Origin of the sequence: Peptoniphilus sp. BV3AC2, assembly GCF_000478945.1 — a bacterium.
Lineage (GTDB): Bacteria > Bacillota > Clostridia > Tissierellales > Peptoniphilaceae > Peptoniphilus_B > Peptoniphilus_B duerdenii.
This window is the reverse complement of the sequence record NZ_AWXD01000022.1, coordinates 1-12852: the sequence shown is the minus strand read 5'-3', so window position 1 is coordinate 12852 and position 12852 is coordinate 1. Positions and strand designations below refer to the sequence as shown.

Genomic DNA, 12852 nt, shown 5'->3' with positions numbered 1-12852 from the left:
TTATTTAGTCTTGAGCTTTGCTTTCTGTATACATCTTACCAACTATTTTTCAGTGTAGCAAGTTATCATACGAACATTTGAAAATGTTTTCTAAATATTTTCAATAATTTCTTTTAAATATTCTTCATCTATTACTTCAATGTTATTCGTCTCAATGTTAATGACACCTAAGGACTCAAGTTTCTTTAGTTCTTGATTGAGGCTTGGCCTAGTGACTCTTAAAGTATCGGATAGCATTTTCTGAGTAATAGGTATCTTGTTATAACGGATATATTTTTTCATCGTTAACCAATATGCGATTCTTTCTTGAACCTTTTTATACCTTGTAGCATTTAATATGATCTTTGTATGGCATGTGCAGTTGGCAGTGAAAAGTAAGACATTGTGCAAAAGACTCTTTTCAGAAGCTATTATCTCTTTTAACCCATCCCATGGAATGTAGAAAATCTCACTTTCAAACTCAGCATAAATATCATAAGGCCAAAATCTAATCCCTGCATACAATAGATGTAAAGGATAAACTTCATTCTCATAATAGTATGCGATTGTCTTTTCTGAACCATCTTCTAGGTACTTTGCCTGTTTAAGTAGACCAGATTTAATTACTATAAGACTGTCTACCTCTTCCCCTTCACAAACCACCATATCTCCTGGCATTAAATGAGCCTTGTCTATATCTAATTTACAAATTTTATCTAAAATTTTATCATCTATACCTTCAAAAATATGAATTGATTTTAAATCTGCAATTTTCATTCTGATCTACCTCCTTTACCCTGATTTTATAAGATAAAATTATAAAAAGCAAACGATTTTCTTACTTATAAACATCGTAAATTCTGACTTTTTTAATAATAAATTCTCAAAAGTATTTTAGCTCACAATTCATGTTAGATTAGATTGTTAAAATATAATTTAACCGTTTTATAGAGTAGTTGAAACTATTAATGTTCGAGATATGACAAAATTTATTTTTAATATTAAAATAAAAAATGCTTTTAGAATTTTATATTATTTTCTAAAAGCAATTTTTAAATTATTTTGTATTATTATGTTTTTTTAATCAAAAGTAAGCTAGTTTAATTACTAATGCTTATATAGCTTTATATAGAAGGTAAAATATTATTATAAAATTATTTTTTTATATAGTAAGTCGCCCTACCCTTTCCATGCATTTCAATTACATTTCTCTCTATTAATTCTTTTAGTGAATTTTCTACGGATGATTTACTTATTGATGGGGTAAGTTCCATTATTTCACTCTTGGTAAATTTACCTATCTTCCTAGCTACGGCTTGTTCAACTTGTTCAAAGGCAGAAAGATTAGTATCAAATATATCTACTCTCTCTTCAAAATCTCTATAAGCCGATAAAATAATACCTAAAATATATTTTACAAAAAAGTTTATATCTTCATTATTTTCATGCCAACCATAACCACTTTTTTGAAGAACGTCGTAATAAACATTCTTAGTTTTTTCTATTTTTTCTTCGAGACTTATATATCTTCCCACTACGTAGCCTAGTTTATAGAGAAGCAAGGTGGTTAGAAGTCTCGACATCCTTCCGTTTCCATCATTGAATGGGTGAATGCATAAAAAATCATGGACAAATGTTGGAATTAGTATGAGAGGATTGACCTCTCCCCTATCTATTTCTTCGTTATATGACTTGCAAATCATCCTGACAGCCTGTTCAGTTTCATAAGGTTTAAGTGGGGTAAATCTAACTATCCTTTCTCCATTTGAGAGGGTTTCCGTTATTAGATTCTGTGTATTTTTAAATTTTCCTCCAATAGATTTCTCAGAGTATTTAAATAGATCTCTGTGAAGCTGCAGAATTATCTCTGGTGTAATTGGTATAAATTCGTAAGACTCGTGGATTGTGGATAGAACATCTTGGTAGCCTAATATCTCTTCTTCATCTCTGTTTTTTGGTTTTATTTTTTTTAGAACTAAATCTTTTAACCTTGTATTAGTTGTGCTTATCCCTTCAATTTTATTCGAAGACTCTGTACTTTGGATAATTGCAAGTTCCACTAGAGTGTCTAAAACTTTTGGCTTTTGACTCAGAAAAAGCTCTTGTCTACCCTTGTATTCTCCAATTTTGGAAATATAATTTAAAATTTCTCCATCCCATTTTATACTATTTAATTTAGAATAATCAAAATTTCGCATCACCTAATCCTCCTATTATCTCCTAAATTATATCATTTTTTAGGCGATAAAAAAAGAATTAGGCGATTTTAAAAATTATTTATTTGTATAATTAAAAAAACTCCTAGATTAATCTAGAAGTTTGTTTTTATATTATGGACAAGATATGAAAAATTATTCAGGTGCGTTTAATTTTATATTTTCTTCGAATCCTGATGGATCTCCATTCTTAGCTTGTTCCATGATTTTATCGAAATATTCCCTTGTAGCATCGTCACACTTGTCTTCTGACATGTATGGCATCATTTTTGCGTTTTCTAGTTCTTTTAATGCTTTTTCGGCTCTTGCTGGATCTGTTTTATAAGTGTTTAACCATTCTTTTTCCCAAGCTGCTTCCCAATACATGCTTGCTCTTGTATTTCCAAATCCTTTTTCATAATCTGCGCCGTCTTCTTTTTCATCGATTTCTTTTGGAACTTCGTAACCTTCTGGCCAATTAAGATTCTTACAAGTTTCTACAAATTCACTTTGTATTTCTTCTCTTGTAACCATCCCAGTTGAATAATCAGATGCATTTGATTTTTCGCAGGCAGCTAGACCTAGAGCTAGACATCCTATTAGTATAATTGAACCTATTTTTCTTTTTAAATTTGTTTTCATTTTTTCTCCTTAAGTTTTATTTAGATATCTTTCTTGTATCTATGACCGTATTATAATAAATAATTTTTACAAAACATCTAACTATTTCTTACAAATTACTTAAGGAATTTCTTAAATATCGTAATAATTAAAACTTGCTTTTTTTCTACTAATTTTAAATTTATTCAATAAAAAACACCTACTTTTAATAGGTGAATTAATATTTTAAAATTTGTGGTAGAAACAAGCGGAATCTTCTAAATCCCATGCTCCTTCTTTTATATAAAATTTATATGCTGCGCTATTTCTAATCGTTGTGAAGAAGGCTCCGCTTACTCCCTCCTTCTTCAATTCGCTCATAGTCTTCTCATATAATTTTTTCGAAACTCCCTTTCCTCTATATTTATCTGAAACGAAAAACTCATAGAGATAGTAGGTGGTTTCTGTGGAATACAATCTTTTGTTACCCATTATCGCTCCGATTATGGCAGTACCCTCGACCATGACATTGCCATAGAATCCAGGTGCATCTATTAGTGAAAGCAAGGACTCGGAAGCTGTTTCTTCTGTCCATGTATCATTCCAAGGCGGCATGTTAAATACTTCCACCATTAATCTTGCTAAGTCTTCTAAATCTGATTTTAATATTTTTCTAATTTCCAAATTATTCTCCTCGTGATTTTAGTTAAATTTATTTTTGTTATAAATTATTATCTTATATTATTTGTGTTTTTTAAAGAATATTTCTCGCATTTCTGTGCCCAAATTTAGTAATTTTTATAATCCAACTAGAATAACTAGCCATGCTTGGACTATAGATACGATTGGTATTAGTAAAAATGGCATCAAGATAAAATGTTCCTTAATAGCTAAATGTTTCATCCAATTTCCAAATTCGTAGTCCTCATGTCCTTCTGTGCCTGGTATGACTATCTTATCCTTGTACTTTCCTTGGAACAAAAGTAAATCCAATAGAAAAAAATCTCCCAAGTTTAATATTATCCACTGAATATAGCTCATCCAAAAAAGTTCTCTAAGCCCTTTTATTCCTGTATGTAAAAGAGTGGTAACTCCATATATAAAACAGATTCCTGAAATTATAATCGTAAGTATTAAATTTATTCTTTTCTCTTCTTTTGTCATCTTTTCCGGAGCCGAATTTTGTATTTCTTTTGGATAAGAATCGAAGAAAAATCTCGGGTTAATCAGTACAAAAGCTGCCACTGCACCGTTAAAGATAGCAGCCATTGCGATTCCATCTAATATTGCTCTTGTTATATCCATAATATTCTCCTTATTTATTTTCCAAAAATATTTTTAGTTTCTCCGCATATTCTTTGGGATGCTCGTGGAGAAATTGTCCATGACCCATTCCTTCAAATACTTCTATTTTCATTTGTGGAAGATACTCTCTTAATATCTTTTCACTTTTTGCAGGGATTGGCTCTTCGCTTCCCCTCCAAAACATTACCGGACTTGAAAACTTGGTTAAATTTTCTGGAACTTTGTAATGATAGATAAAGTTACAGGCGTTTTTAATCGTATTTTTTGAAATTTGCGGATACATCATTTCTATTATGCTTAGATTATCCTTGCCCATAATCTTATCTAATAAAAATTTAGGTATTGGCTTTTTATTTTTAATTCTACTTGTCCCTACGATAAAAGCATAGGTAAAGGGCATAGCCATTAAGCCCAATTCAGCAGTAATCGCCGCATCTAAAAGGACTTTTGAAATAGAAATATTTCCTCTTCCAATGAGTTCAACAGCGATGGTCGCTCCCATGGAAAATCCACATAGCCCATAGAGACTCCCGCCCATTTCATTTAATATGTAGTTCTCTATGGAATCTATGGTTTCTTCCATTGAAGTTAAATCTTTTGGTTTACTTCCATAATGTCCGTCCAATTCACAGAAAATTACAAAATAATCTTGCAAATATGGCAAAAGAAGTTTGAAACATAGATCCGCAGTAGAGGCAAGACCATGAATAAAAAATATTGATTTATTATTTTTATTTCCATATGTAATGATTTTCATTTCTTTTCCCTTAATTAAAATTATTTAAATCAAATAGACTACAAATAATAAATTATCTATTGCTCTTTGTCTCCTAGGATGAAGTAATCGCAGTAGTCTCCTCCCTTAGCGATGGTTTCTTTCCTATGTAAAACTCCATGCTGAAGGGTGATCATCACATCATCAAGCTCACAAAAAAGTGGCATCAGTTCAAACACATCTAGCTTCTTTGTATATGTACATATTGGGCAACGAGTTATTCAATAGTAACAAGCATCTTCGTAAGGTTGGCCTTCGAAATCGACCTTAAAAGAAGTCGGATAAAGTTTTTCTTTTTCTGGAGTGTACCATTTATAATACTTCACTATATTCTTTTTATTGCTGGCCTTACCTCTCTTTGTATTTAAGTCTGTCATAGCAAAGAACCACTTAATATAGTAGAGAGATCTGCGCATCATTTCTTGAATGGTTTCTGGCGGAATCTTCTTATCGCTTGCTAAATATGGAGATACAAATACTAGAGCAAACATTTCATTGTAAACCATTGGGTTGTCAGCACCGATGTCATCCATATTCTCAACCAAATCTCTATAGACACCTTTGCTCTTTCTAATAATTTCCGAAGCATATACTTCGCCATACTTTTCTATAAGAACTTTTTTCATCGGTCTTTTAAATAACCAAAAATAAAAACCATTGTATTTCATCCTATGTCCTCCCAATGCAAATCACAAAATAAATTTATATTTCTAACATTTGAAAAAGCTAATCTAGTTAATAAATTTAATTGTGACTAAAAACTCCACACTCCTATAAATTACATGACACTTCTTTAATCTTAATTTAATTATAGCATATTTTTATTAGATTATATCTATACTATAGGAGATTTTGATAAAAATTCTTGTTACATAAAATTAAATTTACAAACAAAATAGCACCTACATTTGTAGATGCTTTATCATTTTGTTATGAAATTTATTTAAGTATTTCGAAGCTACAAATCATTAATTAAAATAATATACGTTTCCTTCCCCACCCAAATCATCAAAATCTTTGTCGTATTTTAAGCCTAATGATTCAGCAACTTTTCTTGAAGGAATATTTTTATCTAAAGTTAGTACAACTACTTTGTATTCATTGTTTAATTCACTGGTTATGATATCAATTATTCTAGTAGCTGCTTCTTTTACAAATCCTTTTCTCATTTTAGAGGGATCTATTCTATAATACAGATTTAAATACTTTTTATCTCTTATTGATGTATATCTTAAACCACACAATCCAAATACTTTTTTGTCAGATTTATCTACTAAAGAATAATATCCAAACCCATACTTATTATGATGGTCGATAATTGTATTTAAAGTATCTAAAAATTCTTCCTTACTTGGCTTTTTCCATCCTGGATTAAAAATATTAGTTTCAGGATTTGCATGAACAGAATATAATTCATCAAAATCATCAAGAGTAGGAACTCTAAGTATTAAACGCTCTGTTTCTACTGTTTTCATATTTAACTCCTTCAAAACTTAATTTCTTGACATGAACACAACAGCTTCTCAGTGGCTTGAGTGGTCAATATGGATAAAATTTGAAATTTTTCAAAAACCTTGTTTGTGGGAATATGTCAATTGGTTTAAATATTGCACAGATTAAATTGATCTTCTTTCCTATATATTAATCCAATATCTTCTTGTTGTAACATTTCCTCTTGGTAATATATTTTTCACTTTGTTTTCCAAAATCCCACCATTATTTTCTATAACTTTTATTGATCCGATATTGTCATCATCACATGTAATCAAAACCTTATTTAGATTCAAAGCCTCTTTACAATATTTAAGTGCCATAGAAAGCATTTTTGTTCCATAGCCCTTCATACATTCAGATTGTCTAACTTCGTACCCTATATGACCACCATAGTTAATTAAAAATGAATTTAATTCATGCCTAATATTAATTTCACCAATAAATTTTTCATTATCTATCAACCAAAATGTAGTAGCTCTAACATAATCTATAGGTAAATTTATACCATGTTCCAAATTATAAGAACTCTCTACAATTGTTTCATAGTTTCTAAAACGCCTTTCTGCATTCGGTCTAAAAATTTCATCTTCTTCATTTGCTTCTATATAGCTTTGGATATATTTCCTATCCGGTCTAATTAATTTCATAAGTTCCTCTATAATTTAAATATCTTTTTCAATGTAATGTACAATACTTATTACTTAAATATGCTGTAACACTTTTTGCCAATTTGTTTTTTAATAAATCTATAAAGAATTATTAGCTCTTGTTATCAAAATTATCCATGTTTTCTACAAGTTCTCGATAAATTTTTTTGCTCTTTTTATAATCTGAAGCATATTCTATTCCATACTTCTCTATAAGAACTTTTTTCATCGGCCTTTTAAATAACCAAAAATAAAAACCATTGTATTTCATATTGCATACCTCATCAATTTTCTAAAATTTTTATACTAATTTATATACAATTTTATTTTCTCCCAATAAGAAGAGCTGAGCCAGAAAGTCCAAGGAATAAAGATTCTTTGTGACTCATAAAAAGACCCTTTGTTGTATCAATTAATTGCACATCTTCGAAGCCATCTTTTTTCAGCTTTTCCATAAATTTATTCATATCTCCATATCTTGACTTACTCATCAAATCATGGATAACAAAAACTCCACCCTTTTTAAGTACACGTAATGTTTCCAGTAAAAGTTTTTGTTTATTTTTCCCCGTTATATTGTGATAAACATAGTTGCTAGTTACTGCATCAAAACTTTCATCTTCAAAAGGAAGATTCACTGCATTACCATTTTCAAATCTAACATTTTCTACTCCCTCTAATTTTGCATTATTTTTACAGAGTTCCTTAGAAAATTCACTTTTGTATGAGCCCCCCAAATATCACAACCCACCATTGTCGCTTTTGGATTTTTCTTTGCACAAGCTATGGTAAGTGCCCCGCTACCACAGCCAACATCCAAGCCTACGCCACCATCTGGGATCTTTACATAGTCAGCAGTCCCATCTATTATGACTTTAGCAAGCTTCCTCTTACCATTGTAATCAAAGGCCCTATACAAGATGATAACCCAGGCAGTAATTAATAGGAGTATAAGGAATCCTATCCCTAGGATAAGTCCCCAGATGATCCTTTGTCTTCCTTGAAGAATGAGGTCACTTGCACCAAATAAGATGAATAAAATAAGACATACTAGACTTTCAATAATCTTAGCCTTCAACATTCTTTTAGGAACCCAGTTTCTATAATCAGGTTCTGTTTTCTTATCAAAAGGATTGTATTCACCATCTTTGTGAAATGGATTTGTCTTACCGAAAGTTGCACTCTTATCAATGTGTTTAAAAATCTTTTCTGAATAAGGATGCATTCCGCTATGTCCTGTACAAACGTATTTTAAATCATAATCTTTTAATCTATCTCTTAGTTTAATTAAAGATTCTTTATTCTTCTTTGGATTTTGAGTGAAAAAATCAAAGAAAGCATAACCACCATTTTCATTAATGACAAGGCAATCTCTGGATATTAAAATCTTGTCATCGACTATGTAAACAGTGTGACCAACAGTATGGCCAGGAACAGGAATAGCTTCCACCTTTATTCCGTCAACCTCAAAGATTGAAATATCTTTGATAGGAGTCCATCCATCAGCGATTTTCACACAGTTATGAAATACTCCCTTTCTTCGAATTTCTCTTGTCATATATTTTTCTTCATCAGCACCCATGTAGACATGAGCCTTTGGAAAAATATTTCTTCCCGTTAAGTCAATTCCGCCAGCATGATCAGTATCTAAGTGTGTTAAAAATAAATGTCCGATCTTATCTGGATTTATATTTATTTTCTTAAAATCGCAATCAATATTATCGTAATTGATGTGCCCGCTATCGAATGCAATAGTTTTACCATTTTTGGTGTAAAACCATAGGTTTACATCATATTCTCTAATGGCACTTATCCCATCTGAGAGCATTCCAGTATCTTCTGGATTACAGTAAAATTTACCGCGCATGGTAATGGGCTTTATTTTATCATCAAAAAAATATAAAAGTTTCATATCTTCTCTCCTAAAAAATTTTAACTAAAGCTAATAATTAAAGATAAGTAGTAAATAAAATATATTAAGTTGAACCAGCCACCACAGATAATCATATGTAAGCGCTTGGGCAATTTACCAAGAAGTGGGGTTAAAATTACAAGAACTAATGGAGTGAATAAGACCTGCCATCTCGGAAAAATCATCATTCCAGATAGCATCATTATAGAAAGTCCTAGATTGCCTAGAGCCATTACACTAAAAACAAACTTGGCTTGAAATTTTAAAAATTTTAAAAACTCATCAAAACTTTCCTTACCTTTGTGCCTTGATAAAAGACCCAGGTAAGCAAACTGAAGATGGTATGCGCCCCCAAGAATTGTGCCAAGATTATTTATTATAAACAAAATCCATCCTAGATTTTCATATTTTCCTTGGCTTGCTAGAACAATGTGGTAAAACCCAAGACTGTATAAAAATGCTCCTATCGGACCTAAAAGACCACCAAGATATAGTCGTTTTACGCTAAGCTTTTTCATTATTGTGATGACACTATTTATCTTGTCCTTGCTATCATAGCCATCTTTATCATAATAAAGAATCATATCTCCCAAAAACATTAAGAATGATCCGAAAAGACCAATTAAAATAGTCTTGTACAATGTCATAAACTCCGCTCCTTTCTTTTTAAAATGATATATTTTTTCATTTTTATTATACACCTTGAAAAATTTAAAATCTATATATTTTGATTGTACTATTCTTGAATTTATGCATAAAAAAACACCTACTTTCGTAGATGCTTTCATATTTTTCTTGTGAAATTTATTTAATTATTTTTAAATTTTAAAATAAGATTTAATACCCTTCAATATAAAATTTCGCTTTATTTTCTTGACACCAATGCTACCGTCTCAACCGTCGAATCTTGCCAATCTAAGCGCCCTAACGGACACTTCTCTTGGAGATTCATGACATGAGACCTACATTTTCTTATGAGATTATTCTTCAAATGGCCTCACAAAAAGTGTTAGGGCTTCAACTTGAAACAAGTGAACACTAAGTATGTCATGAAGTCTTGCCTGTATGTAGGAACATATCCATGAACTTTTTAACGATAGCATAAGGTTATCGTTAAAAGGTATTGCCTCGACAAACTGGGAGTTGTCAGCTTACAAGCTTACTCGCTAATTTGTATACTTGATTTATTTCTTTGCTTTCTAACTTCCAGTTGCAGAGTTCAGCTTTAATTAACTCTGGAAATTTTTTACTAATATCTCTTAAAGCATTCCCTACCGATTTTCTAACATATTCACTCGTATCTTCTTTTAATGGAGCAATTCGTCTGATAGCTTCATTCGGATTATCTTTGAAATATGGTCTACTTGTCCATATTCTAAGTCCCTCTGTAACTGCTCTCCTTGTATTAGGATTATTGTTTTTTAACCATTCATCAATTATTGGAAGTGCTTTTTCATATCCTATTTTCTTGCAAAATTCATCAAAATCCTTCGCCAATACTTCCTGAACTCTCCAATTATCATCTTTGGAAACTTCATCTCTCATAAATGCTAAAATATCATCTTGCTCAGATAAGTATCCAAAAAGAAATACACCATACATTCTAACTTGATAGGTATCAGATTTATATGCTAAAAATGCTAATTTTCTTATATATTCATTATCATTAGATTTGTAATCTGCAAAGGCTCTTTTTTCCTCCTCTTTGAAGCCATTTTCTATCAACGAAAATTCTTTTTCTAAACTCACGATATATTCTTTCATGCAGCTTCATCTCCTCCTAACTTCCAATTTCTCACTTTGCCACCTTTTCAAATCTTATTAATCGGCTTTTCTTTTTAATACACTGCAGCCATCACTTTCTCCAATAAATTCAAAATCATTTTTCATCGCAATTCGTTTGGAATTTTCCTGGTTCGGAGCACACTCAATAATCAAGTTTTTCCCTATCTCTGAACTACGATTTATAAAGGCTTTTGTTAATTCATTGGCATATCCTTTCCCCCAGTATCTCTTATTGAGTATCCAACCAAATTCGAAGGAGGGTCAATCAGTACGACACTATTTAGAAAATTCGCTGTTTTTTCCAATGAAAAAGGCGGTTCTATAAATTCCATGACATCTTCATCTGAAAGTAGATTATAGAGTTCGTTAGATCGTTAACTGTTTTCAAAATAATATTCTATTGTATTATTTAATTTATATTTTCAGTTAGAAAAACTGGGATTTGTTTTCCCACAGCATTCAATTTTTCTCATAAAAAACAATATCCTTTCAGTCTATTTATTCTGCACTTGTCCAAAAATCCTCTACAGTTTCATTAAACTCTTGTGGCACATCCATATTGACACAGTGTCCTGCATTTTCAAAAATGGCTACCCTACAATTTGGCTCACTTATTTTCCATTGTTTTACTGCCTCTAATTCCATTGGAATATCAAAGCTTCCACATCCAATCAACAAAGGGTAATTTCGTTTTCCAGTTTTATACTTATTTATCATACTATTGAGACTTGCCATAAAAATAAATGATTTTTTAGGAAAAAGTATGTTCATGTCAAAAAACTCATCTTGTGCCTGTAAAGTATATGCAGAAATTTTCTTGTTCTCTTTTGCAAACCACTTAATCGAAAAGAGAGCTTTCAATATCATCACCTTCTGTTTCGCACCATTTTGCTTTTGCATTTTAATATCAACATTATTGATATCATATCCTCCAAAGCAAGCCATTGAACTTACTGAGTTTGGATAATGATTCGCAAAATCCTGTGCCAATACTGCTCCTAATGAAACACCGACAATATGTACTTTTTCAATATTTTCCACCTTTAAGATTTCGAATATCCATTCTGACATTTTATCTATGCCATCCCCTTTTTGGGTATCCGTTGACTGCCCATGACCAATAATGTCAACAGCTAAAATATTGTATTTGTTGTGAAAGTATTCAAACTGTGATTTGAACATATTATGATTGACAAAAGCAGCGTGAATAAAAAGTATCCATTCAGAATAATCTCTTCCACTGATAAAATATGTGATTGGTGAATTAACTAACTTTATTGATTTCAAATCTTGCTTCCTTTCATTTCATCAAGAAGTTTTTGCCACCACTCGATATTGAATTTCATAAGATCTTTTCCATATCGAGTTGCAGTGAACTGGTAATGAAGAATATCCTTATTTTCATCAAAACTTTGAATTTTTCTGCTTCCTTACAAAGTGCATTCAACATATCATAGTGTTTTTTAACTTTAAAATATACTCTTGTAATCCTGACTCACGTTTTTCTTTTGTTGAAAAGCCCATAAAGTATAATTTAGCCAATTCAGGATTTTTGCTGTTCTGTATTTCCATTGGAGCAGATACCCACTCAATGAAATTTTGTTTTCCTCTATACGTTATTGAATAATTGTTTTATATCGCCCATTTTCAATAGCTTCTTCATACTTAATATATCCACAATTAAGCAATTTTTTTATAGCAGCTTGTATACTTCCCATACCGCTGCTATACATCAAATTAAATGGAGCTTCATACCAGATATATCCTATAAGGGCTGTATAGTAGAGCTTTTCAGCTTTGCTTATTCCTCGCTTCCTAAATCGTTCTTTGTATCTCCACACACCATATCAATACAAACATAAACATCAATATAATTTTTCAGGACTTTTTTTCGTTCTCCATCGCCATCTCCATTAAAGACATTAATGCTTGTAAAACTGTTTAAAATGCAGGATTTTCACGATTTCACTCTTTGTATCAACGCTATGCACTCCACATGCGTTGTCTTTTGCTTGGGAACATAATTTTTTATCCTCGTCATTCTTGCAGGAGCACAATTTATCAATATCATTGTCTTTGGCATTTTTTCTTTTATCTTTAAAATTATTTGAATCTTGACTATCTTTAACCCCTGTTTTGAAATAGAATGTTAAGTCATAT

At 31.1% G+C, this 12852-nt stretch carries 12 protein-coding genes and 5 pseudogenes; all 17 read right to left on the bottom strand.

Annotated features, from left to right (window positions below; translation table 11 throughout):
* Positions 1–90: 90 nt before the first annotated feature.
* Positions 91–756 (bottom strand): Crp/Fnr family transcriptional regulator, encoded by a 666-nt coding sequence (locus HMPREF1252_RS09270; RefSeq protein ID WP_023059643.1) that lies wholly within the window; start codon positions 754–756, stop codon positions 91–93.
* Positions 757–1133: 377 nt separating this feature from the next.
* Entirely contained in the window at positions 1134–2177 is a 1044-nt protein-coding gene (locus tag HMPREF1252_RS05020; RefSeq protein WP_023059664.1) for a Fic family protein, read from the bottom strand.
* Between the two features lie 153 nt (positions 2178–2330).
* Positions 2331–2816 (bottom strand): hypothetical protein, encoded by a 486-nt coding sequence (locus HMPREF1252_RS05015; protein ID WP_023059646.1) that lies wholly within the window; start codon positions 2814–2816, stop codon positions 2331–2333.
* Positions 2817–3020: 204 nt separating this feature from the next.
* Complete coding sequence (locus tag HMPREF1252_RS05010) at positions 3021–3458, bottom strand: GNAT family N-acetyltransferase (RefSeq protein WP_023059634.1); 438 nt, start codon at positions 3456–3458, stop codon at positions 3021–3023.
* A gap of 114 nt (positions 3459–3572) precedes the next feature.
* Positions 3573–4079 (bottom strand): hypothetical protein, encoded by a 507-nt coding sequence (locus HMPREF1252_RS05005; RefSeq protein ID WP_023059671.1) that lies wholly within the window; start codon positions 4077–4079, stop codon positions 3573–3575.
* Positions 4080–4089: 10 nt separating this feature from the next.
* Positions 4090–4836 (bottom strand): alpha/beta fold hydrolase, encoded by a 747-nt coding sequence (locus tag HMPREF1252_RS05000; protein WP_023059666.1) that lies wholly within the window; start codon positions 4834–4836, stop codon positions 4090–4092.
* 56 nt (positions 4837–4892) lie between these two features.
* Positions 4893–5522, bottom strand: a pseudogene (locus tag HMPREF1252_RS04995) (L-2-amino-thiazoline-4-carboxylic acid hydrolase).
* A gap of 300 nt (positions 5523–5822) precedes the next feature.
* Complete coding sequence (locus HMPREF1252_RS04990; RefSeq protein WP_023059658.1) at positions 5823–6329, bottom strand: GNAT family N-acetyltransferase; 507 nt, start codon at positions 6327–6329, stop codon at positions 5823–5825.
* A 159-nt stretch (positions 6330–6488) separates the two neighbouring features.
* Complete coding sequence (locus HMPREF1252_RS04985) at positions 6489–6995, bottom strand: GNAT family N-acetyltransferase (protein WP_023059654.1); 507 nt, start codon at positions 6993–6995, stop codon at positions 6489–6491.
* A 112-nt stretch (positions 6996–7107) separates the two neighbouring features.
* Positions 7108–7266 (bottom strand): hypothetical protein, encoded by a 159-nt coding sequence (locus tag HMPREF1252_RS09730; protein WP_023059653.1) that lies wholly within the window; start codon positions 7264–7266, stop codon positions 7108–7110.
* Positions 7267–7318: 52 nt separating this feature from the next.
* Positions 7319–8121 (bottom strand): annotated as a pseudogene (locus tag HMPREF1252_RS09910) (class I SAM-dependent methyltransferase); the annotation flags it as partial.
* Positions 8122–8238: 117 nt separating this feature from the next.
* Positions 8239–8823, bottom strand: a pseudogene (locus HMPREF1252_RS09795) (MBL fold metallo-hydrolase); the annotation flags it as partial.
* Between the two features lie 104 nt (positions 8824–8927).
* Positions 8928–9695, bottom strand: a complete 768-nt coding sequence (locus HMPREF1252_RS04970) for a DUF6796 family protein (RefSeq protein WP_369756283.1) — start codon at positions 9693–9695, stop codon at positions 8928–8930.
* A gap of 358 nt (positions 9696–10053) precedes the next feature.
* Positions 10054–10671, bottom strand: a complete 618-nt coding sequence (locus tag HMPREF1252_RS04965; RefSeq protein WP_023059667.1) for a DNA alkylation repair protein — start codon at positions 10669–10671, stop codon at positions 10054–10056.
* A 57-nt stretch (positions 10672–10728) separates the two neighbouring features.
* Positions 10729–10935, bottom strand: a pseudogene (locus HMPREF1252_RS10090) (GNAT family N-acetyltransferase); the annotation flags it as partial.
* A gap of 255 nt (positions 10936–11190) precedes the next feature.
* Positions 11191–11979 carry an alpha/beta fold hydrolase gene (locus HMPREF1252_RS04955; RefSeq protein ID WP_023059657.1) on the bottom strand — a complete coding sequence of 263 codons (789 nt, stop codon included), beginning with the start codon at positions 11977–11979 and terminating at the stop codon, positions 11191–11193.
* Positions 11980–12614: 635 nt separating this feature from the next.
* Positions 12615–12852: pseudogene (locus HMPREF1252_RS09905) on the bottom strand (recombinase family protein); the annotation flags it as partial.

Excerpts from the sequence above, each read along its gene's own strand:
- HMPREF1252_RS05000 (WP_023059666.1), bottom strand. The coding sequence starts at position 4,836 with ATGAAAATCATTACATATGGAAATAAAAATAATAAATCAATATTTTTT.
- HMPREF1252_RS09270 (WP_023059643.1), bottom strand. The coding sequence starts at position 756 with ATGAAAATTGCAGATTTAAAATCAATTCATATTTTTGAAGGTATAGAT.
- HMPREF1252_RS05020 (WP_023059664.1), bottom strand. The coding sequence starts at position 2,177 with ATGCGAAATTTTGATTATTCTAAATTAAATAGTATAAAATGGGATGGA.
- HMPREF1252_RS05015 (WP_023059646.1), bottom strand. The coding sequence starts at position 2,816 with ATGAAAACAAATTTAAAAAGAAAAATAGGTTCAATTATACTAATAGGA.
- HMPREF1252_RS04970 (WP_369756283.1), bottom strand. The coding sequence starts at position 9,695 with ATGAAAGCATCTACGAAAGTAGGTGTTTTTTTATGCATAAATTCAAGA.
- HMPREF1252_RS05005 (WP_023059671.1), bottom strand. The coding sequence starts at position 4,079 with ATGGATATAACAAGAGCAATATTAGATGGAATCGCAATGGCTGCTATC.
- HMPREF1252_RS04990 (WP_023059658.1), bottom strand. The coding sequence starts at position 6,329 with ATGAAAACAGTAGAAACAGAGCGTTTAATACTTAGAGTTCCTACTCTT.
- HMPREF1252_RS04965 (WP_023059667.1), bottom strand. The coding sequence starts at position 10,671 with ATGAAAGAATATATCGTGAGTTTAGAAAAAGAATTTTCGTTGATAGAA.
- HMPREF1252_RS09730 (WP_023059653.1), bottom strand. The coding sequence starts at position 7,266 with ATGAAATACAATGGTTTTTATTTTTGGTTATTTAAAAGGCCGATGAAA.
- HMPREF1252_RS04985 (WP_023059654.1), bottom strand. The coding sequence starts at position 6,995 with ATGAAATTAATTAGACCGGATAGGAAATATATCCAAAGCTATATAGAA.